This is a genomic window from Brevundimonas sp. (assembly GCF_032055285.1).
Lineage (GTDB): Bacteria > Pseudomonadota > Alphaproteobacteria > Caulobacterales > Caulobacteraceae > Brevundimonas.
Genome location: NZ_DAMBRE010000011.1, coordinates 40,431 through 64,869 on the forward strand (window position 1 = coordinate 40,431; position 24,439 = coordinate 64,869).

General features: G+C 61.4%; 23 protein-coding genes. 21 read left to right on the forward strand and 2 right to left on the reverse strand.

Annotated features, from left to right (window positions below; genetic code table 11):
* The first annotated feature begins 467 nt into the window (after positions 1 to 467).
* From RTY13_RS16610 to RTY13_RS16675, 14 genes are all read left to right on the forward strand, one after another.
* Positions 468 to 2,015 (forward strand): type I restriction-modification system subunit M, encoded by a 1,548-nt coding sequence (locus tag RTY13_RS16610; RefSeq protein WP_312785150.1) that lies wholly within the window; start codon positions 468 to 470, stop codon positions 2,013 to 2,015.
* Positions 2,012 to 3,241 carry a restriction endonuclease subunit S gene (locus RTY13_RS16615; RefSeq protein WP_312785152.1) on the forward strand — a complete coding sequence of 410 codons (1,230 nt, stop codon included), beginning with the start codon at positions 2,012 to 2,014 and terminating at the stop codon, positions 3,239 to 3,241. Before RTY13_RS16610 ends, RTY13_RS16615 begins: the two co-directional genes overlap by 4 nt.
* Complete coding sequence (locus RTY13_RS16620) at positions 3,242 to 4,402, forward strand: anticodon nuclease (protein ID WP_312785154.1); 1,161 nt, start codon at positions 3,242 to 3,244, stop codon at positions 4,400 to 4,402.
* The gene (locus RTY13_RS16625) at positions 4,395 to 7,496 is read left to right on the forward strand and encodes a type I restriction endonuclease subunit R (protein ID WP_312785156.1); all 3,102 of its coding nucleotides are present in this window, start codon (positions 4,395 to 4,397) and stop codon (positions 7,494 to 7,496) included. Before RTY13_RS16620 ends, RTY13_RS16625 begins: the two co-directional genes overlap by 8 nt.
* A 172-nt stretch (positions 7,497 to 7,668) precedes the next feature.
* Positions 7,669 to 8,526: a restriction endonuclease gene (locus tag RTY13_RS16630; protein WP_312785158.1), complete on the forward strand. Its 858-nt coding sequence runs from the start codon at positions 7,669 to 7,671 to the stop codon at positions 8,524 to 8,526.
* 75 nt (positions 8,527 to 8,601) lie between these two features.
* Positions 8,602 to 9,132, forward strand: coding sequence for a hypothetical protein (locus RTY13_RS16635; protein ID WP_312785160.1), 531 nt, complete (start codon positions 8,602 to 8,604; stop codon positions 9,130 to 9,132).
* Between the two features lie 297 nt (positions 9,133 to 9,429).
* Positions 9,430 to 9,825: a hypothetical protein gene (locus RTY13_RS16640; RefSeq protein ID WP_312785162.1), complete on the forward strand. Its 396-nt coding sequence runs from the start codon at positions 9,430 to 9,432 to the stop codon at positions 9,823 to 9,825.
* A 93-nt stretch (positions 9,826 to 9,918) separates the two neighbouring features.
* Positions 9,919 to 10,308, forward strand: coding sequence for a hypothetical protein (locus tag RTY13_RS16645; protein ID WP_312785164.1), 390 nt, complete (start codon positions 9,919 to 9,921; stop codon positions 10,306 to 10,308).
* The gene (locus tag RTY13_RS16650) at positions 10,305 to 10,586 is read left to right on the forward strand and encodes a hypothetical protein (protein WP_312785166.1); all 282 of its coding nucleotides are present in this window, start codon (positions 10,305 to 10,307) and stop codon (positions 10,584 to 10,586) included. Before RTY13_RS16645 ends, RTY13_RS16650 begins: the two co-directional genes overlap by 4 nt.
* 175 nt (positions 10,587 to 10,761) lie before the next feature.
* Positions 10,762 to 11,547: a site-specific integrase gene (locus RTY13_RS16655; RefSeq protein ID WP_312785168.1), complete on the forward strand. Its 786-nt coding sequence runs from the start codon at positions 10,762 to 10,764 to the stop codon at positions 11,545 to 11,547.
* 132 nt (positions 11,548 to 11,679) lie between these two features.
* Positions 11,680 to 13,833 carry a DUF262 domain-containing HNH endonuclease family protein gene (locus RTY13_RS16660; RefSeq protein WP_312785170.1) on the forward strand — a complete coding sequence of 718 codons (2,154 nt, stop codon included), beginning with the start codon at positions 11,680 to 11,682 and terminating at the stop codon, positions 13,831 to 13,833.
* A gap of 11 nt (positions 13,834 to 13,844) precedes the next feature.
* Positions 13,845 to 14,858 carry a hypothetical protein gene (locus RTY13_RS16665; RefSeq protein ID WP_312785172.1) on the forward strand — a complete coding sequence of 338 codons (1,014 nt, stop codon included), beginning with the start codon at positions 13,845 to 13,847 and terminating at the stop codon, positions 14,856 to 14,858.
* Positions 14,859 to 15,264: 406 nt separating this feature from the next.
* Complete coding sequence (gene metK / locus RTY13_RS16670) at positions 15,265 to 16,461, forward strand: methionine adenosyltransferase (RefSeq protein ID WP_312785174.1); 1,197 nt, start codon at positions 15,265 to 15,267, stop codon at positions 16,459 to 16,461.
* Between the two features lie 165 nt (positions 16,462 to 16,626).
* Positions 16,627 to 17,859, forward strand: coding sequence for an argininosuccinate synthase (locus RTY13_RS16675; RefSeq protein WP_312785176.1), 1,233 nt, complete (start codon positions 16,627 to 16,629; stop codon positions 17,857 to 17,859).
* Positions 17,860 to 17,871: 12 nt separating this feature from the next.
* Here the strand turns inward: RTY13_RS16675 and RTY13_RS16680 are convergent, their stop codons facing one another.
* A complete protein-coding gene (locus RTY13_RS16680; protein WP_312785178.1) occupies positions 17,872 to 19,194 on the reverse strand; it encodes a PQQ-dependent sugar dehydrogenase in 1,323 nt (440 codons plus the stop codon).
* Between the two features lie 117 nt (positions 19,195 to 19,311).
* Between RTY13_RS16680 and RTY13_RS16685 the strand changes: the two genes are divergently transcribed.
* The 4 genes from RTY13_RS16685 to RTY13_RS16700 all read left to right on the forward strand — a co-directional run bounded on the left by RTY13_RS16685 (position 19,312) and on the right by RTY13_RS16700 (position 21,780).
* A complete protein-coding gene (locus tag RTY13_RS16685; protein WP_312785180.1) occupies positions 19,312 to 19,806 on the forward strand; it encodes a translation initiation factor IF-2 in 495 nt (164 codons plus the stop codon).
* 119 nt (positions 19,807 to 19,925) lie between these two features.
* On the forward strand, positions 19,926 to 20,444 hold the full coding sequence (locus RTY13_RS16690) for a hypothetical protein (RefSeq protein ID WP_312785181.1): 519 nt from the start codon (positions 19,926 to 19,928) through the stop codon (positions 20,442 to 20,444).
* 52 nt (positions 20,445 to 20,496) lie between these two features.
* Complete coding sequence (locus tag RTY13_RS16695) at positions 20,497 to 21,135, forward strand: LysE family translocator (protein WP_312785183.1); 639 nt, start codon at positions 20,497 to 20,499, stop codon at positions 21,133 to 21,135.
* 87 nt (positions 21,136 to 21,222) lie between these two features.
* Positions 21,223 to 21,780, forward strand: a complete 558-nt coding sequence (locus RTY13_RS16700; RefSeq protein ID WP_312785185.1) for a CC0125/CC1285 family lipoprotein — start codon at positions 21,223 to 21,225, stop codon at positions 21,778 to 21,780.
* A gap of 167 nt (positions 21,781 to 21,947) precedes the next feature.
* Here the strand turns inward: RTY13_RS16700 and RTY13_RS16705 are convergent, their stop codons facing one another.
* The gene (locus tag RTY13_RS16705) at positions 21,948 to 22,688 is read right to left on the reverse strand and encodes a DUF6065 family protein (RefSeq protein ID WP_312785187.1); all 741 of its coding nucleotides are present in this window, start codon (positions 22,686 to 22,688) and stop codon (positions 21,948 to 21,950) included.
* A gap of 87 nt (positions 22,689 to 22,775) precedes the next feature.
* Between RTY13_RS16705 and RTY13_RS16710 the strand changes: the two genes are divergently transcribed.
* Genes RTY13_RS16710 through map form a run of 3 tightly spaced genes read left to right on the forward strand, consistent with a single transcriptional unit; the run spans position 22,776 to position 24,350 of the window.
* The gene (locus RTY13_RS16710; protein WP_312785188.1) at positions 22,776 to 23,306 is read left to right on the forward strand and encodes a prolyl-tRNA synthetase associated domain-containing protein; all 531 of its coding nucleotides are present in this window, start codon (positions 22,776 to 22,778) and stop codon (positions 23,304 to 23,306) included.
* 55 nt (positions 23,307 to 23,361) lie between these two features.
* Positions 23,362 to 23,583, forward strand: a complete 222-nt coding sequence (locus RTY13_RS16715; protein ID WP_312785189.1) for a ParD-like family protein — start codon at positions 23,362 to 23,364, stop codon at positions 23,581 to 23,583.
* A complete protein-coding gene (map, locus tag RTY13_RS16720) occupies positions 23,580 to 24,350 on the forward strand; it encodes a type I methionyl aminopeptidase (RefSeq protein WP_312785190.1) in 771 nt (256 codons plus the stop codon). The genes RTY13_RS16715 and map overlap by 4 nt, the downstream gene beginning before the upstream one ends.
* Positions 24,351 to 24,439 lie beyond the last annotated feature (89 nt).

Sequence of the window (24,439 nt, forward strand, 5' to 3'; positions counted from 1 at the left end):
ATTCGTAATGAGGGGGTCGCGTGTTCGAGTCACGCAAGCGGCACCACTTTTCCAGAGTAGCGCTAGCTTTGACGCCCGGCCGGGATAAGCCGGAAGGCGCTTCCGCTTGGGTGTTCCGTGGGTATGTGGTGGGAAGGGAGCTTACCAGAGGTCGCCTTCGCGACGATGGGGTCAGGTGTTCGAGTCACCTAAGCGGCACCACCACTCCAGAGCCACTCTAACTAGGTACCGTCCGGCCAGCCTGGCGCGAGCCCTTTCCGCGTGGGAGTTCACTGGGTACCCAGTGGGAAATGACTTCAAAGGGCGGTATGCGAAATGGGGGCTAGCTAAGCCGCTGTTGATTCCCGAACCCAGCTGTCGACAGGAGGCCGGCGGGTCACAAGGTTGAGGGCGGCTGGCGATCCCGGCAAGTTGTTATTGAGGGCTGGCTCAAGCGCGAGGCCAATCCGACGAAGGATGGAAAAGAGATGACGGGCCAGGAACAACGCGCCGCGCTTCAACGGAAAATCTGGGACATCGCGAACGATGTGCGCGGCTCGGTCGATGGTTGGGACTTCAAGCAGTACGTCCTGGGTACGCTCTTCTACCGCTTCATCAGCGAAAATTTCGCCGCCTATATCGAGGCGGATGACGATAGCATCAACTATGCTGCTCTGCCGGACGATGTCGTCACCGATGACATCAAGGATGATGCCATCAAGACCAAAGGCTATTTCATCTATCCCAGCCAGCTGTTCGCCAATGTGGCGAAAGACGCCAATACGAATGACAGCCTGAACACCGATCTGGCTCAGGTTTTCGCGGCGATCGAGTCGTCGGCCAATGGCTACCCTTCCGAGCAGGACATCAGGGGGCTCTTCACCGACTTCGATACGACCAGCACGCGGCTTGGCAACACGGTCACGGAGAAAAACAGCCGCCTCGCCAAAGTGCTGAAACGCGTTGCGGAGCTGGATTTTGGAGGCTTCCACAACAGTCAGATTGATCTGTTCGGCGATGCCTACGAATTCCTGATCTCAAACTACGCCGCCAACGCGGGCAAATCCGGTGGTGAGTTCTTCACCCCGCAACACGTCTCCAAACTCATCGCGCAGCTCGCGATGCATGGGCAGGAGAAAGTCAACAAGATCTACGACCCGGCCTGCGGCTCCGGCTCGCTGCTGCTGCAAGCCAAGAAGCAATTCGAAGAGCACATCATCGAAGATGGCTTCTTCGGGCAGGAGATCAACCACACGACCTACAACCTCGCCCGCATGAACATGTTCCTGCACAATATCAATTACGACAAGTTCAATATACAGCGCGGCGATACGCTCACCCATCCGCATTTCCAGGACGACAAGCCCTTTGATGCCATCGTCTCCAACCCACCCTATTCGGTGAAGTGGATCGGCTCGGACGATCCGACCCTGATCAACGATGACCGCTTTGCTCCGGCGGGAGTGCTGGCACCCAAATCAAAGGCCGATTTCGCCTTTGTGCTCCATGCGCTCAGCTATCTCTCGGCCAAGGGCCGTGCGGCGATCGTATGCTTCCCGGGTATCTTCTATCGCGACGGCGCGGAGAAGAAGATCCGGCAATATCTGGTCGACAACAACTATGTCGAGGCCGTGATCGCGCTCGCCTCCAACCTTTTCTACGGAACGACCATCGCGGTGACGATCCTGGTCCTCGCCAAGAACAAGACCGACACGGCCATTCAATTCATCGATGCCACAGGAGAGGAGTTTTTCAAGAAGGCCACCAACACCAATCTGATGACGGACGATCACATCGGGCGGGTGATGGAGATTTTTGATCGTAAGGGGGACGTAGACCATGTTGCGGCTTCGGTGCCCTATGAGACCGTCGTGGAGCGGGGCTACAACCTCTCGGTCAGTTCCTACGTCGAGCCGCGCGACACGCGCGTGGTTTTCAACATCGATGAGCTGAATGCCGAGATCAGCGCCACGGTTGAGAAGATCGACCGGCTGCGCGCTGACATCGACGCCATCATCGCGGAGATCGACGTATGAGCGCGGCAGGCTTTTTGGAGAAACTGTTGGATGGGGCGGAGGTGGCGTGGGTGCCTTTGGGGGACGTCACTCAATATGAACAGCCGACTAGATATATTGTGAAATCGGCAAATTACAGTGATGCCCACAAAACGCCGGTTCTGACAGCTGGAAAGTCTTTCATTCTGGGCTATACAGATGAAGAGCAAGGAATTTGTGAAGGCTCGCGATCGGCCGTCATTATTTTTGATGATTTCACGACTGCCAACAAATGGGCCGACTTCGATTTCAAAGTTAAGTCGTCGGCGATGAAGATAATCACCTCAAGTGACGATGCCAGGTTCATTCTGAGATACGTGTTTCACTGGCTAAACACGCTGCCTAGCGGTTTGGTCGAGGGAGACCATAAACGGCAGTGGATAAGCAACTACTGCAACAAGACAATCCCCATCCCGTGCCCGGATGATCCGGAGAAGTCGCTGGCGATACAGGGGGAGATTGTTCGGATACTCGACAGCTTCACCGAGCTTACCGCCGAGCTTACCGCCGAGCTTACCGCCCGCAAAAAACAGTACACCCACTACCGCGACCGGCTTCTCAGCTTTGAAGGTGGGGATGTCGAATGGAAACCATTGGACGAGATTGGTGAGTTCATCCGTGGGAAGCGCTTTACGAAAGCCGATTATGTCGATCAAGGCATTGACGTAATTCACTACGGTGAAATCTACACGCGTTACGGCGTCTATGCCTCGCAAGCGCTTTCGAAAGTCAGCAGCGCTATGGCTGGTTCTCTGCGTTATGCGCAACCTAACGATGTTATCCTTACCGACGTCGGCGAGACTGTCGATGAAGTTGGCAAGGCAATGGCATGGTTAGGGAAAAAGCAGGTAGCAATACATGACCATTGCTACGCATTTCGGCATGGGATGAACCCTAAGTTCGTCGCCTACTGCATGCAAACCTCAGATTTCATTGCCAAGAAGTACAAGTATGTAGCTCAGACAAAGATAAACACGCTCCTTATAAAGCCTTTTGGGAAAGCGGAGATTCCTGTCCCGTACCCTAATGACACTCAGAAGTCTCTCGAAGAACAAGCCCGCATTGTCGAAATCCTCGACAAGTTCGACACGCTGACGACTTCGATCAGCGAAGGCCTACCCCGCGAGATCGAGCTGCGTGAAAAACAATACGCCTATTACCGCGATCAGCTGCTGAGCTTTCCCAAATCTGATGCAGAGGCGACATAAATGGGACAGACGCTGATCGAGATCGCCGAGACGCTGAGGGACGCCGACAAGAAGGTGCAGCTGATCTATGCGTTCAACGCCTCCGGCAAGACGCGACTGTCCCGCGCATTCAGAGAGCTAATCGACCCGAAGACCGAGGAACGGGACGACGCTTATCGCCCTAGGGTGCTCTACTATAACGCCTTCACCGAAGACCTCTTTTACTGGGACAATGATCTGACCGGCGATACCGAGCGGAAGCTCTGCATTCAGCCGAATGCGTTCACCAGGTCCGCCTTCGAAGATCTTGGACTCGACCTCAATGTGATCACCGTGTTTCAGCGTTACACCCAGCCGAACCTTACGCCCCGCTTCAATGAGGAATACAAAACCAGGGACAAGGATGACAAAGAGATCACCGTACCGGCATTTTCCGAAGTGATCTTCACACTGGGGCAAGATCCGGAGACCAACCCAGAACGTCTCAAAATATCGAAGGGTGAAGAAAGCAACTTCATCTGGAGCGTTTTCTATTGTCTGCTGGATCAGGTCATCAGCACCCGGAATGTCGCCGAAGTCGATGAGCGCGAGACGGATCAGTTCAACGATCTCGAATACATATTTATCGATGACCCGGTTAGCTCGCTCGACGAGAACCATCTCATTCAGCTTGCCGTCGATGTCGCCGAACTCATCAAGAGAAGTGAAAGCGTGAACGGCCTGAAGTTCATCATCACGACCCACAGCCCGCTGTTCTTTAACGTGCTGTTCAATGAGTTGGGGACAAAGACCTGCTACATGCTGAAAAGGCTGGAGGATGGAACCTTTGAGCTAGACGCGAAGAATGGCGATTCCAACCAGAGCTTTTCTTATCACCTCTACCTCAAGCGGACGCTGGAGGAGGCAATCGCGGCGGACAAGATCGAGCGCTATCATTTCACACTGCTGCGCAATCTCTATGAAAAGACATCGAACTTTCTGGGCTATCCGCGATGGTCAGAGCTGCTTCCGGGCGATCAGAAACTTTACATGAACCGCATCATTCAGTTTACGAGCCATAGCACGCTCTCCAGTGAGACCATCGCCGAACCCGCGCCGCAGGAAAAGCAGACGGTGAAGCTCCTACTAGATCATCTCCGCAACAATTACAGCTATTGGCAGGAGGAGACCCCGAATGCCTGATCAGATGACCCCGATCGCCGAGACCAATCGTTTTATCGTGCTCGATAAGTATGTGCGCGCCTGGAAGGCGGCGGACAGCTATCAGTCCGAATCCGATCTTGAGCGGGAGCTGATCCAGGACCTACGCAAACAGGGCTATGAATTTCGGGCCGATCTGAAGTCAAAAGACGCCGTGCTGGCCAATGTGCGTGTGCAGCTGCAGGCGCTCAATGATGTTCAGTTTACTGATAAGGAATGGGGGCGCTTCGTCGAAACCTATTTGGACAAGCCCAGCGACAGCGCGACGGACAAAGCCCGCAAGCTCCATGACGACTACATCTTCGATTTCGTCTTCGATGATGGCCGAATTCAGAACATCTATCTCGTCGACAAGGCAAACGTCTGCCGCAACAAAGTCCAGGTCATCAAGCAGTTCGAGCAGGCCGGAACGCATGCGAACCGCTATGACGTGACGATCCTCGTGAACGGTCTGCCGCTGGTACAGGTCGAGCTGAAAAAGCGCGGCGTTGCCATCCGCGAGGCGTTCAACCAGATCCACCGTTACAGCAAAGAGAGCTTCAACTCGGACAGTTCGCTCTTCAAATACCTCCAGATCTTTGTGATCTCTAACGGCACCGATACCCGCTACTTCGCTAACACGACCAAGCGCGACAAGAACAGCTTCGACTTCACTATGAACTGGGCGCAGGCCGATAACAGCCTGATCCGGGACCTGAAGGATTTCACGGCGACTTTCTTCGAGAAGCGCACCCTCTTGAAGGTGTTGCTTGACTATTCCGTCTTCGACGTCAGCGACACGCTTCTGGTGATGCGCCCCTATCAGATCGCGGCGACCGAACGCATTTTGCGCAAGACCAGAAGCTCGTTCGAAGGCAAGACGCTAAGCAAACCGGAAAGCGGCGGGTATATCTGGCATACGACGGGTTCAGGCAAGACGCTGACCAGCTTCAAGGCAGCGCGTCTCGCCACGCAGCTCGACTTCATCGACAAGGTCTTTTTCGTGGTCGACCGCAAGGACCTCGATTACCAGACGATGAAGGAGTATCAGCATTTCTCCCCGGATAGCGTCAATGGCTCAGACAGCACCGCCGGATTGAAGCAGAACCTCTCTAAGGACGACAACAAGATCATCGTCACGACGATCCAGAAGCTCAACAATCTGATGAAGAGCGAGGGCGACCTGCCGGTCTATACCCAGCGAGTCGTCTTCATTTTCGACGAATGCCATCGTAGCCAGTTCGGAGAGGCGCAAAAGAACCTCAAACGCAAGTTCAAGCAATTCTGTCAGTTTGGCTTCACCGGTACGCCGATCTTCCCGGAGAATGCTTCGGGTGCGGAGACGACGGCCAGCGTATTCGGGAGCGAACTTCACTCCTATGTGATCACCGACGCGATCCGCGACGAGAAGGTGCTGAAGTTCAAGGTCGACTACAACGATGTGCGCCCGAAGTTTAAGGCGATCGAGACCGAACAGGACGAGAAAAAACTAACTGCCGCTGAGAACCGGCGAGCCCTTCAGCACCCAGAGCGCATCGCTGGCATTTCGCGATACATCATCGATAATTTCCGTCGTAAAACGCATCGGCTTTATGGCGGCAATAATGGCTTCAACGCCCTATTCGCGGTGAGCAGCGTTGATGCGGCAAAGCTCTATTATGAGAAGCTGAAGGAGCTCCAGGCCGGCAGCGACAGACCGCTGAAGATCGCGACCATCTTTTCATTCGCCGCTAATGAAGAGCAGGACGCGATTGGCGACATTCCCGACGAGAGTTTTGAGATCTCTGCGCTCAATAGCAGCGCCAAGGAGTTTCTAAGCGCTGCCGTCGCCGACTATAACGCGCTTTTCCGGACGAATTTCAGCGTCGATAGCAAAGGCTTTGAGAACTACTATCGGGACTTGGCCAAGCGGGTAAAGGCTAAGGAAGTGGATCTTCTCATAGTGGTGGGTATGTTCCTCACCGGTTTCGACGCGCCAACGCTCAACACTATTTTCGTGGACAAGAACCTGCGTTTTCACGGCCTCATACAAGCCTATTCACGAACTAATCGCATTTATGATGCGACCAAAACCTTTGGCAACATCGTCACCTTCCGCGACCTTGAAGAGGCAACCGTCAAAGCGATCACGCTTTTTGGCAACGCCAACACGAAGAGCGTTGTTCTGGAGAAGGGCTACTCCGAGTACATGGAGGGCTTCATAGACCAGACAACGGGTGAGGCAAGGCGAGGCTTTGTCGAGGTGGTGCGGGAACTTGACGACCGTTTCCCCGACCCCGCCGCGATCGAAAAGGAAGCAGACAAAAAGGCCTTTGCAAAGCTGTTCGGCGAGTATCTGCGCATAGAGAACATCCTTCAGAACTACGATGAATTCGCAAGCCTGCGGCAACTTCAAGAGATCAGTGAAGGAGATGAGGCAGCGCTGACGGCGTATAAAGAGCTGCATCATTTGAGCGATGATGACGTGGCGGAGCTCAAGTCCGTCAAAATTCCAGCTGATCGGAAGGTCCAAGACTACCGGTCGACCTATAATGATATCCGGGATTGGCTGCGTCGCGAGAAGGCCGGCGAAGAGCAAGGCGAGTCAGTGGTCGACTGGGACGATGTGGTATTTGAGGTCGATCTGCTGAAGTCTCAGGAAATCAACCTAGATTATATACTTGAGCTTATCTTTGATCATAACAAGAAGACTAGAAGCAAAGCGGAGCTGGTTGGCGAAATCCGCCGTGTGATCCGAGGCAGTATCGGCAACCGCGCGAAGGAAAGCCTGATTGTCGACTTCATCAATCAAACGAACTTGGATGACCTTGGGGACAAAGCTGGCGTGATCGAAGCCTTCTTTACGTTCGCCCAATCTGAGCAAAGTCGCGAAGCAGAGGAACTCATTGCTGATGAGAAATTAAATCCCGATGCCGCCAAGCGCTATATCGCGACATCAATCAAGCGCGAGTATGCCAGCGAAAACGGTACGGAGCTGACTTCCATCTTGCCGAGAATGAGTCCGCTCAACCCGCAATATTTGACCAAGAAGCGAGACGTTTTTCAGCGGATTTCCACCTTCGTAGAAAAGTTTAAGGGCGTTGGCGGCGCGATTTAACGCACTGGCGTCGGCGCGGACTATGGCTTTCTGGCCTACAGCTAGCTTTATGAGAGGCAATCGCGGAGCTGCTGGCTCGTGTGATGACCTTAAGCGTCGAGACGGTGAAAATCACCAATGCGATGTCGGCGCTACCGGCCTCAGCAGGGGAAGAGAAGAAGGCCGACACATAATGGCGACTGCTGCCGACGTACCTACACACGAGCAATTTTGGTGGCCAATCGTTGAGCGGCTGAAGGCGCACGGTCGCTCGATGACAATTGCTGAGATGGTGGAGGACGTCTCGCAGTACATGGGACTCAATGAAGACGTTCTCGCGGTTCGCGTTGGGAAATACAATGAGCTCGCGGTCGCTCAGCGGATGGGCTTCGCCAGGAGTTGGCTGAAGCTCGCCGGTGCCGTGGAAAACAGCCAGCGCGGTGTCTGGACCCTAACGCCCAAGGGCGCGGAGATGACGCGCGAAGAGCTCGACGAAGAAGTTCGCCGGATCAATCGCGCCTATGTTCGGAAGGCGAAGGTGAGGGCTGGCGTGTCAGCAGAGCTTGATCCGGTCGCTGCCGAGGAAGCCGCCGGCGACTGGAAAGACCAGTTGATGGCCCAGCTGCTCGCGCTGGACCCCGCTGCCTTTGAACGCCTCTGCCAGAGGGTCCTCCGGGAGTACGACTTCATCAAGGTGGAAGTGACCGGCAAGTCCGGCGACGGTGGCATCGACGGCACCGGCGTGCTGCGGATCAACCTGCTATCTTTTCATGTTCTGTTCCAGTGCAAGCGGTACGCCGGTTCTGTCGGTGCGGGAGCGGTACGCGACTTCCGGGGAGCCATGGTCGGGCGCACCGACAAGGGGCTTATTATCACAACCGGGACCTTCACGGCCGACGCGCGACGCGAGGCTACCCGGGACGGGGCACCCGCGATCGATTCGGTCGACGGAGACGCCCTCTGCGACTTGCTCAAGGATCGGGGGCTCGGAGTGACAGTTCGGATGGTCGAAGAAGTCACGGTAAATGAGGCCGCGTTTTCGGACTTCTAGCTCAACCCTCGGCGTTCGTACGCGATCAAGCGAGATAATCTGGGTCGTTTGGCCTTGGTGCAGGGAGGGTGAAGAATGACCACCGCTACAATGAATGACTATCTCAGCCTCGCGGTAGGTGTTGCGGATAACGTCTCTGATAAATTCCAAGAGGCCGATTATTATCGAGCACTGACCTGGTCATTCGCCATGACCAATGCGGCCATTCTCCGACGGCTGGCCGCACACGAAAACACGACTGCGACATCGGTCTCAGAAACCTCGGCCGGGATGGGCTTGTCGACTGAATTTGCTCATGGGCTTATTGCTGTGATCGAAGCGGATTTCGGCCAAGGCGTCGATGAACAGCAGAGGGAGGGTGCCCTTGCATACTTTGAGGCCTTCCTTGAAAGCGCACTCATTGTCGTGGATGCGCCAGATCTGGCAGACGATCCCGACGATATCAGTCGCTTCCTATCCGTTGCCTCCCACACCATGGCCGTTGAGGAAGCGCGGACCATCGACGATCGAGTGGCCCTGAGCATCATAGCCGATCTCATTATGGCTAAGCTGAATTGGATGCGATCCAGGCCATCCTCTAGCTACGGCTTCGTCCAAACAGGTTGAGGGCCATCAGACGCCCACAGAGGCGCGCTGAGTGCAGCGTGACGCGCGTTCAAGCGCGCAGATGGCGGCATCTTATATGAAGAACACCAAACCCGCTCTGACCACGATCGGCTAGACTGGCTCTTCTTTCCCAGACCGGACGTGGCCGTATAGGACGCCTCACGAGACCCCGCCCCAAGAAAACCTAGGCCTTTTCGCCCGATCACTAGCGCCCCTCGCGGGCCCCACTGCCCCACCCACCCCAGCCCTCGTGACCAGCGTCGCGGGGGCTTTTTCATGCCCTGGAAGGAGCCGCCCTTGCTTTCACTGACCGACCGCGACGCGGTCACCGCCGCCCTGACGAACCCGGCCTTGGACGCCGACCTCCGCGCCCTGATCGGCCTCCGCGTCTGGCAGGTGGACACCGATCGCAGGCGTCCCCTGAAGGACGTTCTGCAAATCGTCGTGGTGCAGCCCGGTGATGATGCCGTGGTCATCCATGACGCCATCGGCTTTCCGATCTGCTGGGATCAGGCCGAGCAGCCCGGCTGGGAATGGATGAACGATCACGGCTCATGGTTCGAGCTGGCGTACGTCCTGACCGACGCCTTCGGAATGCTGGTCTTCGTGGCGGACCATCCCGACACCAACCACACCCTCCGCTTCAACTGCCTTGGCGTCGCCAACCGACCACCGGCCGCCGACAAGACCTGAACCACCCGCCGACAGGCGACCCCCAACCCATCCGACACGCGCTCTCTGGCACTCCGCCCGAGGGCTTTTTTTATGCCTGAAAGGCCTCACACCATGCTTTCACTCACCGATGTTTTCGAGGTCTCCAGCGCGCTGGGCGACACCGACCTAGACGTCGATCTACGCGCCCTACTCGGCTTCCGCGCTTGGCACATGTGTGTTGAGCACGAGGGCGAGATCGGCACCGACGTCCAGATCTTCGTCATCCAGGGCGGGGATTCGCCTGAGGTCATACAGAAGGCCTTGGGCTTCCCGATCGCAGGCGATCACCCTGACGAACCCGCCCTCTTCAGCATCGAGGATCATGGTCTGTGGTTCGAGCTCACCTATCTGCCCGACCACGGCCCCCACACCCGCGTCTTCGTGGAAAACGGTCCAGCCACGGAGCTCGGTGTACACTCGATGTGTCTCGGACACTTCTGGCCTGATGAGGATCGGGGATGAAGAAGGTCTTCGCTTTCCTGATCCTCTGCATGGCCTTGGCGCTGGCCCGCATCCTGCTGTTGGTGCTGGCTGCCGTCATGCTGCTGGCGCTGTTGCACGCCTTCGTCACCCGGCCTCGGGAGACGTTGGTGTTCCTCGGCACCCTAATCTTGTCGAGCCTCGCCGTGGCCCAGCCGCTCGCCTTCATCGGGGGCGTGGTTGTGGTGTTCGCGGCCGTCGTCCTGGCCAAGCGAAGACGCGGCACGGCACCACCTCGACAACTACGACGGCTGCGTTGATTGCCGGCAGATCGGAGGCGGCCCTGCCTATGCGGACGCCGCTTCCTTTCAGCCCAGACAGACGGCTCCCAGTGCGAAGAAGGCGGAGGCCAAATCGATCCCGCTGTACAGCGAGATTGCCGCAAGCCATCTCGCGTACGCCAAGCTCCATCTGAAGTCGTGGGCCAGCACCGAAATGACGCTGCGTGTCCATATCGTGCCGAAGTGGGGCAAAGTCCGGGTGACCGACATTACCCGGCAGGGTGTCGCCCAGTGGCTCGCCGACAAGCGCGCTTCGGGTCTGTCGCCAGCCAGTGTCGAGAAGCTCCGCGTACTGCTCGGGCGTTCCTTCGAACTGGCGGCCCAGGACGACGTGCCGGGGTGTCACAAGAACCCGACCCGTGGTCTGCCCCGGAAGCCGCTGAACAACGCGCGGGACCGATTCCTGACGGCGGAGGAGGCGGCCCGGTTGAAGGTGGCTGTGGCAGCGTCGAAGAACCCTCAACTGCAACATATCGTCGGTCTGCTGCTTCTGACCGGCGCTCGGATGCGTGAGCTTCTGGATGCCCGCTGGGAGCACGTCGATGTGGAGCGCCGGCAGTGGTACATCCCGACCAGCAAGACGGGGCGCTCACGTCACGTCCCGCTGTCCACCCCGGCGCTGGCGATCATCGCGGCCCTGCCCCGCTTCAAGGGCTGTCCGTGGCTGGTGCCCAACATCGACACCCGGAAGCCTTTCGTGTCGATCAAGCACGGCTGGCAGATGGCGATCAAAGCGGCGAACCTGCCGGGCCTGCGAATCCATGATCTGAGACATAGCGCAGCCAGTTTTATGGTGAATAGCGGCGTCGATCTATTCGCCGTCGGCAAGGTGCTGGGTCACGCCAGCTACCAATCGACCCAGCGCTATTCGCACCTTGCGCAGGACACCCTGCTGAAGGCCGTGGAGGCTGGCGCGGCGAAGCATACGACCACCGACTGACCACCGCCTACACCCTCGCCCTGCGCCCCGGCTTCTTGCTGGAGCGTGGGGCGAGGGCTTTTATTTTTTTGTTCGTCGGCTTGGGCAGATCGCCCCGCGCGTGCATACGACTGTTAGAATTTGGGGGGCAGCGTGCAGCCATTTACGCGATCAATCATCAACCTGTTTGACGGCAAGAAGCGGTACCTGATCCCGCTTTACCAGCGGCAATACGCTTGGAAGCCAGATCCTCAGCTCAAGCTTCTTTGGGAGGATATCGAGCGGGCGGTTGACCGGCTCAATAGCGATCGCTCGTCCCTTACACCCCACTTCATGGGCGCCATTGTGATCGCCCAGATTAAGACCTTCGGAAAGCAGGTCCAGGCGTACGAGGTGATCGACGGGCAGCAACGACTGACGACCTTTCAGCTCTTGCTATCTGCCCTGCGCGACGTCGCGGCGGCGCACGGCTCATCGTACGCGGAAGAAATCCAGAAATACCTGCTTAACGACGGCGTGATGGAGAACCCGGCGGCGGAGCGTTTCAAGCTCTGGCCGTCGCTCACAGATCGCCGCGCCTTTTTGCACATTGTCGATCCGGCAACCGATTTGGATGCGGTCACGCCAAAGCCGGTTGACGAGGATGGCTTCGTTCGGAGGGCCGCGTCCGCGCACGCCTACTTTAAAGATCGGATTGAAACTCATGTGGGATTGGCAGCCGGGTTTGATGAGCATCGCCTGGAGCTGCTGTTCGAGGCTCTAAAGGAGGGCCTCGCTATCGTTTCCATCGAACTGGAGGGAGGCGATGACCCGCAAACGATCTTCGAAACCCTGAACAGTCGCGGCGTGGATCTCACCCCCGGCGACCTGCTCAGGAACTACATCTTCCAACGAGCCAAGGGGCTTGGCCAATCGGACGCTTCGCTTGTTGTAGATAAGCTCTACGAAAAACACTGGCTTCCGCTTGATCGAGCATTCTGGAGCCAAGTGGAATCACGCGGGAGACAGTCACGGGCGCGCCTTGATTGGATGCTCACCGATCACCTCTCAATGCATGTCGGCGACTTGGTATCCGTCGAAAGTCTTTTCGAGAGCTACCGGCGATGGATCATCCAGAAATCACCTTTCGGCTCGGTCGCCGAAGAACTGCAATCGATCTCGACTACCGCTGAAATCGAACGGCGGCTTTTTGAGCAGGTCAAAGGCGATCCCCTTGGCGACTTTGGACGCTTCGCTCACGCTTTCGACGTTTCAACCGCGATGCCCTTGGTCGTGTATTTGTGTGCAAACGCCGAGAGCCCGGCTGAGCTTTCCCGGGGACTTGCCGTTCTGGAGAGCTACATTCTCCGGCGGGATATCTGTGGGCTGACGACCAAAAACTACAACCGCTTGTTCGTGGGGATCATCGACCGACTTCGTCTGACAGAAGGCAATCAGGTTGACGCTCTCGTCACCTACCTGTCCGGACGACAGTCCGAAACGGATCGCTGGCCAGACGACACCGAGTGGCAACAAGGTTGGCTAGGCCGCGACCAGTACAAAGGCCCGCGCCAGCCAAGGCTCCGCTACATCTTTGAAGCGCTGGAGCTCGGAAAGAGGTCGGCCCGAAACGAGGATATCGACATCAAGTCAACGCTGACGATCGAGCACATCATGCCGCAAGCGTGGCAGACATCTTGGCCTCTCATCGGGATCGAGCACCTAGATCAATTTGATCCGGAACGGCTCGCCCGCGAGGTGGCCAGACAGAGTGCTGTCAATAAGTTGGGTAATCTCACGCTACTCACCAGCGCGCTGAACTCGACTGTTTCGAATGGCCCCTTTGCGGTGAAGATGCCGGCTGTGCGGTCTCACTCCAGTTTGGCGCTGAACCGCGAGCTGGCTGCGTATGACGTGTGGAATGAGGACAGTATCGCGGCGAGAGGCTCCGACCTTTTCAGACAAGCCCGAGAAATATGGCTCGCCCCTGATCGTGAGGATGGTCTCAGCATCGTGTCGCCCGCTTGGGCAGATGTTTCCGCCTATCGGTCGGGCCTGCCCGTAAATGGCACGGCCTGCCGCTTTACGTATGCCGGCAAGCAGTACACGGGCGTGATTGAGAACGGTGCTCTGACCATCGACGGAATGGCTGGCCAGCACACATCTTTCTCTGCCGCCTCGCGAGCGGTGACGAACACCAGCCGTAATGGCTGGAATGACTGGCACTTGTTGCTTTCAGGCGATTGGGTGTTGGCAGACCACTGGCGGCGGAAGCCGAACGACGTCGCTACGCCTACAGAAGCCGCGCTGGCGCAGTTGGCTGAGTGAGGGATAGATCGATGCGATTGACTGTCGTTGAAGGCAAAACAGAGCGCGCCTCCTTGCAGCGTGGGCTGGAGGCGCAGGTTAAGAGCGCTCTCCAAAGCCAAGGGCAGCGCAACATTGGCTATCCAGGGGGAAACCAGAATGCCGAGCTGTTCAGCAATGGCGCTGGGCAGCTGTGGGCGGCATTCGCCAATCTGCCCGATGCAAGCATCCCGAGACGCTGGAACGCCTTCGGCGTCTACCACACCGAAAGTCGCTCTCAGCAGATCACCGTTGAGATCAACATCCCGACTGAAGAGGCGTCAGGACAGATCGCGGGGTTCTTCGCGAGGGATCCCGAAACTGGGCACGTCTATCTCATGCATGACGGTGGCATCGGCGGCGGCAAAGCGGGTGTGGGCAAAGAGGCCTTCCTGACCCGGTCCAAGATCACGCTGGAAGAAGCTCTCCGCTCTGATGGGCGTGTACGCGAGGGCATCATCATCGGACGCGTGGACACACCCGATTTGCCATCCAGAATTTGGAGCTTCGTTCAGCAGGTGAGCGATTTCAAAGCTGCTGTGCGCAGCGGAGAATTCGATACCGCCGCCGCTTTGGCCGATGTTGACGAGTGGGACGACTTCAAGGACGAACCCACGGGAAGGCGTCGAGGCACGCGCTCATCGGCAATCGATTACGTCACGTATCACGGCGATGTCGTACGCGCCCTCCGAGACAAACGGCAGGCAACCTGCGCCGATGACGAGCGCGTCCTGAACAGTCGTCTGATCGACCTCTATGTCAGATGCGGAGCGGCGCTGACGGAAGTGTACGAGGTCAAAACCAGCATCGATCGGCAATCGATCTACACCGCGATCGGGCAGTTGATGACCCACGGCCCCGCCGACGCGACGAGCATCAAGCGCGTCCTTGCTCTTCCCCCTGGACAACTTGCAGCGGACCTCGAACACAGCCTAGACGCCCTAAACATCACCGTTCAACGCTTTGACGTGATCGGCGGAAAGTCCCCACGCGTGAAGCTCCTTTAAGGGGCGCACTGTAGGTCTGGCCGGGGTCGGAATTTTCGACTTTCCCTAGCTAACGCGCGCTAACTAGGAAACGCCTCAGGGTCGCACTCGGCCGAGTTTGGGAGGTGGCTGGGAAAGCCGGAAAAGACCCAGTCCAAGCCGATCAGGAAGCCATGCCGGCGCTGGGTTTCGCCGCCGCGCTAGAGTGAATTTCGTAATGATGGGGTCAGGTGTTCGAGTCACCTAAGCGGCACCACTTCCTTTCCGACATTGAAATCGAAAGAAGTCGCCCCCGGCGGCCGTCCTTTCGCGTGCGATCCGTCACCTGCGCGTCCGGCAGGATTCCGCTCCACTTTTCGGTCATCACTTGAACGTATAAGCATATCTTTATATGTCTGTCGGCCTCACCGTCTTGCAGGAGCCTGCCTTGGCCCGTTCGTCGTTTCTGTTCACCTCCGAGAGCGTCTCGGAAGGCCACCCCGACAAGGTCGCGGACCAGATCTCCGACTCCATCGTCGATCTGTTCCTGTCCAAGGACCCCGAGGCCCGCGTGGCGTGCGAGACCCTGACGACGACCAATCTGGTGGTGCTGGCCGGCGAGATCCGCGGCGAGGGCATCATGGACACCCAGGGCAACTGGGCGCCCGGCGTCGAGCAGGAGATCGAGGATACGGTGCGCGGCGTGGTTCGCGACATCGGCTATGAGCAGGACGGTTTCCACTGGAAGACCTTCCGCTTCGAGAACAACCTGCACCCGCAGTCGGCCCACATCGCCCAGGGCGTCGACGCCGGCGAGGACAAGGACGAGGGCGCGGGCGACCAGGGCATCATGTTCGGCTACGCCTCGAACGAGACGCCCGAGCTGATGCCGGCCACCCTGCAGTACAGCCACAACATCCTGAAGGCCCTGGCCGAGGCCCGCCACTCTGGCCAGGAGCCGGGCCTGGAGCCCGACGCCAAGAGCCAGGTCACCCTCTTCTACGAAAACGGCCGCCCGGTGCGCGCCGCCTCGATCGTCGTCTCGACCCAGCACAAGGACGGCCTCAGCCAGGACCAGGTCGCGGCCATCGTGAAGCCCTACGTCGAGAAGGTTCTGCCCGCCGGCTTCATCACCAACGAGACCGAGTGGCACATCAACCCGACCGGCACCTTCGTCATCGGCGGGCCTGACGGCGACGCCGGCGTGACCGGCCGCAAGATCATCGTCGACACCTACGGCGGCGCGGCCCCGCACGGCGGCGGCGCCTTCTCGGGCAAGGACCCGACCAAGGTCGACCGTTCGGCCGCCTACGCCTGCCGCTACCTGGCCAAGAACGTGGTCGCCGCCGGCCTGGCCGACCGCTGCACCATCCAGATCAGCTACGCCATCGGCGTGTCCAAGCCCCTGTCGGTCCACGTCGACCTGCACGGCACGGGCAAGATCGACGAGGCGGTGCTGGAAGCCGAACTGCCCAGGCTGATCGGCGGCGCCTCGCCGCGCGCCATCCGCGAGCACCTGGGCCTGAACAAGCCCATCTACCGCCGCAGCGCCGCCTATGGCCACTTTGGCCGCAGCCCCGACGCCGACGGCGGCTTCAGCTGGGAAAAGACCGATCTGGTCGACCAGCTCAAGGCCCTCGTCTGAGGCCAGCGGCCGCCTGAATCCTGAAGGGCGTCGCGGCTTCGGTCGCGGCGCCTTTTTCACATCCGGAGCTCACGACACAATCATGCCCTTGCATCGCGCGGCGTCTGGTCCTTTAAGCGCGCCAAACACGCCTCCCCGCGTTTTCTCGAAAGGAAGTTTCGACCGATGACCTCGCCCGCCCCCAAGAAAGTCGTCCTCGCCTATTCGGGCGGGCTGGACACGTCGATCATCCTGAAGTGGCTGCAGGAGGAATACGGCGCCGAGGTCATCACCTTCACCGCCGACCTGGGCCAGGGCGAAGAGCTGGCCCCGGCCAAGGAGAAGGCGCTGAAGCTGGGCATCAAGCCCGAAAACATCTTCATCGACGACCTGCGCGAAGAGTTCGTGCGCGACTTCGTCTTCCCCATGTTCCGCGCCAACGCCCTCTATGAAGGCCAGTATCTGCTCGGCACCTCGATCGCCCGTCCGCTGATCGCCAAGCGCCAGATCGAGATCGCCCGCCAGCTGGGCGCCGACGCCGTCTGTCACGGCGCCACCGGCAAGGGCAACGACCAGGTCCGCTTCGAGCTGGGCTACTACGCCCTCAACCCCGACATCCACGTCATCGCCCCGTGGCGTGAATGGGAGTTCCGGTCGCGCGAGGCCCTGCTGGACTTCGCCGAGAAGCACCAGATCCCGATCGCCAAGGACAAGCGCGGCGAGGCCCCCTTCTCGGTCGACGCCAACCTTCTGCACTCCTCGTCCGAGGGCAAGGTGCTGGAAGACCCTGCCGTCGAGGCCCCCGAGTTCGTGCACCAGCGCACCATCTCGCCGGAAGCCGCCCCTGACGTCGCCACGGTCATCGAGATCGGCTTCGAAAAGGGCGACGCCGTCTCGATCAACGGCGAGGCCATGAGCCCGGCGACCATCCTGACCGCGCTGAACCAGTACGGCCACGACAACGGCATCGGCCGTCTGGACCTGGTGGAAAACCGCTTCGTCGGCATGAAGTCGCGCGGCGTCTATGAAACCCCGGGCGGCACCATCCTGCTGGCCGCCCACCGCGGCATCGAGTCCATCACGCTTGATCGCGGCGCCATGCACCTGAAGGACGAACTGGCGGTCAAATACGCCCACCTCGTCTACAACGGTTTCTGGTTCTCGCCCGAGCGCGAGATGCTGCAGGCCGCCGTCGACAAGAGCCAGGAGAAGGTCTCGGGCACGGTGCGGGTCAAGCTCTACAAGGGCAACGCCACCGTCATCGGCCGCGAAAGCCCCTACAGCCTCTACGATCAGGACCTCGTCACCTTCGAGGAAGGCGTCCAGGCCTATGACCACAAGGACGCCGCCGGCTTCATCAAGCTGAACGCCCTGCGCCTGCGCGTCCTGGCCAAGCGCGACGCCCGCACCCAGGGCTAGGACGCCGAAAGACTAGGGCCGGGCGATCCTCAGGATCGCCCGGCTGCGGTCGTCCGTGACCCAGATCGAGCCGTCGGCGGCGACCGCCATGACCACCGGCGAGCCGCGCGGCTGACGCCCCGCCACACGATCCCAACCCGGCGTCAGCACCCTGCCCTTCACGCTCGGCGCCCCGGCCGGATAGGCCAGAGACCCGCGCGGATAGATGGCGTAGCGCCCGCCGATGTCGGTCAGCGGAACCCCGGCCTCGTCCGTCTCCACCGCCGTGATCCGGCCCGCCGTGCGGCGATAGCCGTGCCAGGTCATCAGCAGACGGCCGCGCAGTTGCGGGAACATCGCCCCCTCGTAATAGATCATGTCCAGCGGCGCCGCGTGGGGCGGCAGCAGGGCGACAGGCCTGTCCCGCTCGCCGCAACGCGCCTGACGGGCGGGCCAGCCCGGCAAGGGCGTGGCCAGGTCCACGCAATAGGGCCAGCCGTAATGCCCGCCCTGGCGCAGCACATTGACCTCGTCGAACGGATGCTCGGGCGTGGTCAGATCGACCGAGTTCTCGGCCTGCAGCACCGTCCCCGAAGGATGCCGCACCAGGGCGATGGAATTCCTCAGGCCGCTGGCGAAGACGCTGCTCTCCTCGGCCCATCGACCCTCCCCCTGATGGGCGCCCAGATAGGCGTGACGCCGCACCTGGGCGGTCGCCGCCTCCTCGGCGCAAGCCCCGCGCGCATCCGTCTTGGGCTTGCCCGCCGCGTCCAGACAGCGGTCGCTGGGCGCCCCGACATTGACCAGCAGGTCGCCGTTGCCGTCGAAGACGAAGCTCGACAGCGGATGGCGGTTGTCGTGCAGCCGGTTGTCCGGCAGGTCGCCGATGACGGTCCGCACGCTGGCCGCCGGGTCCGCCGCCTCGGGGTCCAGGGTCAGGATGCGGTTCATCTCGGACACATAGATGCGCCCGTCCGGCCCGCGCGCCACGGTGTGCGGCATCGACAGGCCCCGCGCCAGACGTCGCCATTGCGCCGCGCCGTCCGCCGCGAACGACAGGCGCCAGACCGCCCCCTTGCCCGCCTCCCAGCCGCCCAGATCCGTCACCAGCCAGTCGCCGTCAGCCAACGGCATCAGGCCGCGCGGCATCCTCGGCCCCTCGCTTCCCGCGCCCTGCCAGACCAGACCCAGGCACAGGTCGGGCGCCATCCGCACCGTGGTCGCGGGCCGCCCGGCGCAGTCGCCCGACGTCGTATAGGCCCGCACCGGGCTGCCGGTCTGAGCGCCCACCGGCGCCCCGCCGGACAGCAGACCCGCCGCAACAGACAGGCCAAGCAGAAGAAAAGATCGTTTCATGCCCCCATGCTGACGCTTGCTCTCGGCGTCTGACAAGGCCAACTTCGCCTTCAACCGAACCCTCGGTCTTGTCTTGCGGCGAGTTTCGCACTCCCGCCCTGCCGGAGCCTTCCTTACATGTCCCTGCGTCTGACCCTCGCCGCCGTCGCGGCGACGCTCGCCTTCGCCGCGCCTGCCTTCGCCCAGGACGCCGCCCCGGCGGCCCCGACCGCCGCCGAAGCCCCCGCCAAGCCCAAGTCGCCGGCCGAGGTCGAGATGGAGGCCAAGGCCGCCGCCTTCCAGGCCCGCATGGAAAGCCTGCAGACCGAACTGAGCGCCGTGGTCGACGGCCCCGACGGCGGCGACGAAACCAAGCGCATGGCCGCCGCCGACGCCATCCTGGCCCGCTACCAGCCCGACTTCGACGCCTTCGCCTCGGCCTTCGAGACCTTCCTCGACGGTCAACTGGCGGCGTCCACCGATGAGGCCGAACGCCAGCAACTGACCGACGCTCGCGGCAAGGTCGGCCCGGCCATTCGCGGCATCGCCCCGCAGATCCGCGTCGCGGTCCAGCAGGCGATCACGGCGGCCGCCGCCGCTCCGGCCGCCACGGTCGTCGCCACCCCCAACTAAGGTCAGGGCGGGGGGCGGCCCGGTCCCGAGGCCTGGTCCGCCCCTCGCCTTACCGCGATTTCACTTGAGGCCGGGCGGCGTTCGGCGGACCTTGCGGCGTCCGCTCAAAGGAGCCCCCGATGATCCGCGCCCTGTCGCTCGCCGCCGCCCTCGCCCTGCTGCCCGTCTCCGCCGCCGTAGCGCAGGAGGCCAAGACCTCCGCCGAGGTCCAGCTGGAATCCGCCGCCGCCGACTTCGAAAAGAAGATGGAGGAGTTCGGCGAACGCGCCGAAGCCATTCAGGACGACGACGCCCTCGACGAAACGACCAAGGGTCTGCGGGTCGCCGCCCTGTGGTCGGAATACCAGCCCCATGTGACGGCCTTCACCAGCATGGCGGCGCAGCAGGCCGGCCAGATCGCCCAGCAGGCCCTGGCCGAGATCGACATCGACGCCGTCGTCACCGAAGCTCTGGCTGGCGTCGGTCCCATGATCGAAGGCATGGCCTCCAACAGCGCCTGGGCCCAGGCCGACCCCGACCAGATGGTGACCTACGGCCTGATCGCCGACTACGCCGTCGGTCAGTCGCTGGACGCCATCGAAGAGGTCAATGAGACCTTCGCGCCCCCTGCGCCCCCTGCCCCGCCCGTCGAAGCCTGACCGCGCGCCACAAGGCTTGACCTGACCGCCCCTCCGCCGGAAAGGGGGCGGTATGGCCGCGCTTCCTGTCGATCCGCATCTCTACGCCGCCTTCCTGGGCGTCATGGCCGTCATGGCGATCACGCCGGGACCGGCCAACCTGTTCGCCGTGGCGACGGGCATGGAGAAGGGCCGCGCTTCGGCCCTGATCGGCGTGGTCGGGATGAACGCCGCCACCCTGGTCTGGTTCGGGGCTGCGGCGCTCGGCCTCGGCGCCCTGGTCGCCGCCTTCCCCCAGGTCTTCCGCATCATCGCCGTCCTCGGCGCCCTCTATGTCGCCTGGCTGGGGATCAAGGCCCTGCGCGGCGCCTTCGCCACTGCGGCTGAACCGGATCATGTCGAGGTCAAGCAGGGCCGCAGCGCCCTGATCGACGGCTTCACGGTCCAGATCGCCAATCCCAAGGCCATCCTCTTCTTCACCGCCGTCCTGCCGCCCTTCCTCGACGTGAACCGTCCGGTCGCGCCCCAGCTGGCCCTGTTCGCCCTGGCCACCATCGGCATGGACGTCCTGTCGATGAGCGCCTACGGCCTCGGCGGCGCCGCCCTGGCCAACCGGATGAACCAGCCCCGCTTCAGGCGCGGCTTCGGCATCTTCGTCGGCGCCCTGCTGATCCTTGCGGCGATCCTGATCGTCACCAGATTGCACGGATAGGCGTCTGTGTCGCAGCCTCAGGAACTTGGCTGTTCACCTGTCGTTCAGCACCATGGACGCTCTATGGACGTTCAAGGAGAACCTCCCATGAAAAACCTACGCAAGACGTCGGTTCTGGTTGCTCTCGCCGGCGCCCTGGCGCTGGGCGCCTGCGCCACCGCCACCCCCTATCAGCCGGCCGGCTACAACGGCGATCGCGGCGGCTACGCCGAGCAAAGGCTTGAGGCCAACCGCTACGCCGTCAGCTTCTCTGGCAATTCGGTCACCTCGCGCGATCAGGTCGAGATGTCCCTGCTGTTGCGCGCCGCCGAACTGACCGTTCAGAACGGCTACGACTGGTTCGCCACCGTGACCCGCGCCACCGACCGCGACACCCGCTTCTATACGACGCCCGACCCCTTCTACTACGACCGCTACGGTCCCTACTGGGGTCCCCAGTGGCGCTTCTATCAGCGCGGCTACTGGAGCACCTGGGACCCCTACTGGGGTCGTGACCGCGACATCCGTCAGGTGGACCGCTACGAGGCCACGGCCGAGATCGTCATGGGCCGCGGTCCCAAGCCCGCCGGCGACGTCAACGCCTTCGACGCCCGCGAGGTCATCAACAACCTCGGCCCGCGCGTCACGCGGCCGGCTCCTAGGTAAGAGCGCTATCGCTCGCCGCGCGGCGGCTCGCTGCTTGAGCGCAGAGCGACAGGGCCTGAACTGAAAACGCCCGCCTCATCGCTGAGGCGGGCGTTTCTTTTTCTGATCACGGCCTCAAGTAGCGCGAAGCGCGATAGGCCCCTTCAAGAAAGACCCTCGGGTCGGCCCTAGCCGACCCGAGGCGTCTTGAGTCGACGCTTGTTGGCGTGAGTGGCCGGCGCCGAGCCCAGGTCCTCCGGCACCTCGCCCTTGAAGTAGAAGCGCTGCCAGGCCTCCTTGGCCGCATCGGGATCGCCCGAGGCCAGGCGGGTGTTGAAGTCGGTGCGCGCCCGGTTCCAGGCGTCGAACTGCCCCCTCATGCCGGGGTTGGACTCCAGCGAACGGATCACCGGCTGGAAGGCCTCCACCTTCTTGTGCTCGATCGGCAGGATGAAACAGAAGGGCTCACCCTTCTCGAACCGCACCTTGCCCGGCCGCGTGAAGATCCAGTTCATGGTGAAGGGGAAGGGCAGCCAGTCGGTCTCGATCAGGCCGGTCAGCGGCTGGATGCCGTCCTTGACGTGGTTGGGCGAGCCCTGCGCCAGCATCCCCCAGCCCGGCGGCGTGCGGAACAGGTACTGCGGGTGCATGGTCAGGACCCCGCGCGAGAAGTGCGAGGTGACGAAGTGGTCCATCTCCGGCTGATGCCGGTCGGGCGTGATCTTGATGTCGGACTGTGCCGGGCCGCCGTTCCATTCCGCCGTGAAGCCGAAGGGGCACAGGATCTCCCACCCCGTGGTGTTGGCCATGTTCAGCGGCAGACAGCGATAGGGGTGCCGGCTGGCGAAGGCGTCCATCCAGTTGCGCGACTGGCGGCCCGGCACCAGGTCGCACGGCCGGGTGGTCATCGGATAGCATTCCAGTTCCAAGACGCGGGCTCCCAAAGAGGTCGAACAGAGGCTAACGATTGTCTTCCCCTCCCCTATCGCCCCCGCCGCCCGCCCGACAAGGCCGAGATGACCGACACCGCCCACGAGTTGAACCTTCCCACCTATGATCGCGCCCGCCTGCTGGCCTGGATGGCCGGCCACGGCATCGCCCAGACCACCCACGACCACCCCGCCGTCTTCCGCGTCGAGGAGGGGCTGGAGCTCAAGGCCGCCCTGCCGGGCGTCCACACCAAGAACCTGTTTCTCAAGGACAAGAAGGACCGTCTGTGGCTGATCTCGGCCGCCCAGGACACGGTCATCGACCTGAAGCGGGCGCACCGGACGCTCGGCTCCGACCGCCTCTCCTTCGGCAACGAGGCCCTGATGTGGGAGACGCTCGGCGTCCGCCCCGGCTCGGTCACGGCGCTCGGCCTGATCAACGACACGCAGCAACGCGTGACCTTCGTCCTGGATCAGCGCCTGTGGGACGCCGACATCGTCAACTTCCACCCCCTGACCAATACGGCGACCACCGCGCTCGATCAGGCCGACTTCCGTCGCGTGCTGGCGTTGCTGGACCGAGAGCCGATCGTGGTGGACTTCAGCACGCTGGACTAGGCCTCGCGCATCGCGCATATACAACATATACGAAACGTATATGCGGAGTCGCCCCATGGGCATCGTCAATATCGAGGACGAGCTGCACGAACAGCTCCGTCGGGCCAGCAAGGCCTCCTGCCGGTCCATCAACGCCCAGGCCGCCTTCTGGATCAGGATCGGCATGCTGGGCGAGCTGAATCCCGGCCTGACATTTCAGGAGCTGGCGGCGCGCGAACTCAAGGCGGCGGGCGTCGGCGCCGCCCTGACCGGCTCTGGTCTGACGGCCGCCGCATGACCAAGACCCCGGCCGAGATCGAACTGATGGCCGAGTCCGGGCGCCTGCTGGCCTCGGTCTTCACCTGGCTGGACAGCCTGCCGCTGGCGGGCATGAACACCCTGCAGATCGACGCCCTGGTCGAGGCCTTCATCGTCGACGAACTGCACGCCCGCCCGGCCAGCAAGGGCCAGTACGGCTACGGCTTCGTCCTCAACAGTTCGCGCAACCAGGTCGTCTGCCACGGCGTGCCGTCCGCCGACGAGATCCTGTGCGACGGCGACATCGTCAATCTGGACATCACCCTGGAGAAGGACGGCTTCATCGCCGATTCCAGCAAGACCTATCTGATCGGCGACGTGGCCCGCCCCGCCCGCCGTCTGGTCCAGACCACCTATGAAGCCATGTGGAAGGGCATCCGCGCGGTGCGTCCCGGCGCCACCCTGGGGGACATCGGCCACGCCATCGAGCGCCACGCCGCGCGCAACGGCTATTCCATCGTCCGCGACTTCTGCGGCCACGGCATCGGGCGCGAGATGCACGAGGCGCCCCAGGTCCTGCACTTCGGCAAGCCCGGAACCGGCATGAGGCTGCGCGAAGGCATGGTCTTCACCATCGAACCCATGCTCAATCAGGGCCGCCGCGCCGTCACGACCCTGGACGACAGCTGGACCGTGGTCACCACCGACGGAAAGCTGTCCGCCCAGTTCGAACACACCGTCGCTGTCACCCGCGACGGCGTCCGCATCCTCACCCTGCGCCCCGACGAGGCCCGACTGGCGGCCTGAACCTGACGCGGCGGCGACAACCGCATGGCAATGACCGCTTTCGACCCATCTCAGACCTTCGGAACGCCCGCTCCTGAGGCTCTCATGCC

Excerpts from the sequence above, each read along its gene's own strand:
- RTY13_RS16680 (WP_312785178.1), bottom strand. The coding sequence starts at position 19,194 with ATGAAACGATCTTTTCTTCTGCTTGGCCTGTCTGTTGCGGCGGGTCTG.
- RTY13_RS16655 (WP_312785168.1), top strand. The coding sequence starts at position 10,762 with ATGACGCTGCGTGTCCATATCGTGCCGAAGTGGGGCAAAGTCCGGGTG.
- RTY13_RS16620 (WP_312785154.1), top strand. The coding sequence starts at position 3,242 with ATGGGACAGACGCTGATCGAGATCGCCGAGACGCTGAGGGACGCCGAC.
- RTY13_RS16635 (WP_312785160.1), top strand. The coding sequence starts at position 8,602 with ATGACCACCGCTACAATGAATGACTATCTCAGCCTCGCGGTAGGTGTT.
- RTY13_RS16675 (WP_312785176.1), top strand. The coding sequence starts at position 16,627 with ATGACCTCGCCCGCCCCCAAGAAAGTCGTCCTCGCCTATTCGGGCGGG.
- RTY13_RS16610 (WP_312785150.1), top strand. The coding sequence starts at position 468 with ATGACGGGCCAGGAACAACGCGCCGCGCTTCAACGGAAAATCTGGGAC.
- RTY13_RS16690 (WP_312785181.1), top strand. The coding sequence starts at position 19,926 with ATGATCCGCGCCCTGTCGCTCGCCGCCGCCCTCGCCCTGCTGCCCGTC.
- RTY13_RS16695 (WP_312785183.1), top strand. The coding sequence starts at position 20,497 with ATGGCCGCGCTTCCTGTCGATCCGCATCTCTACGCCGCCTTCCTGGGC.
- RTY13_RS16630 (WP_312785158.1), top strand. The coding sequence starts at position 7,669 with ATGGCGACTGCTGCCGACGTACCTACACACGAGCAATTTTGGTGGCCA.
- RTY13_RS16650 (WP_312785166.1), top strand. The coding sequence starts at position 10,305 with ATGAAGAAGGTCTTCGCTTTCCTGATCCTCTGCATGGCCTTGGCGCTG.
- RTY13_RS16710 (WP_312785188.1), top strand. The coding sequence starts at position 22,776 with ATGACCGACACCGCCCACGAGTTGAACCTTCCCACCTATGATCGCGCC.
- RTY13_RS16645 (WP_312785164.1), top strand. The coding sequence starts at position 9,919 with ATGCTTTCACTCACCGATGTTTTCGAGGTCTCCAGCGCGCTGGGCGAC.
- RTY13_RS16625 (WP_312785156.1), top strand. The coding sequence starts at position 4,395 with ATGCCTGATCAGATGACCCCGATCGCCGAGACCAATCGTTTTATCGTG.
- RTY13_RS16615 (WP_312785152.1), top strand. The coding sequence starts at position 2,012 with ATGAGCGCGGCAGGCTTTTTGGAGAAACTGTTGGATGGGGCGGAGGTG.
- RTY13_RS16685 (WP_312785180.1), top strand. The coding sequence starts at position 19,312 with ATGTCCCTGCGTCTGACCCTCGCCGCCGTCGCGGCGACGCTCGCCTTC.
- RTY13_RS16665 (WP_312785172.1), top strand. The coding sequence starts at position 13,845 with ATGCGATTGACTGTCGTTGAAGGCAAAACAGAGCGCGCCTCCTTGCAG.
- RTY13_RS16700 (WP_312785185.1), top strand. The coding sequence starts at position 21,223 with ATGAAAAACCTACGCAAGACGTCGGTTCTGGTTGCTCTCGCCGGCGCC.
- RTY13_RS16715 (WP_312785189.1), top strand. The coding sequence starts at position 23,362 with ATGGGCATCGTCAATATCGAGGACGAGCTGCACGAACAGCTCCGTCGG.
- map (WP_312785190.1), top strand. The coding sequence starts at position 23,580 with ATGACCAAGACCCCGGCCGAGATCGAACTGATGGCCGAGTCCGGGCGC.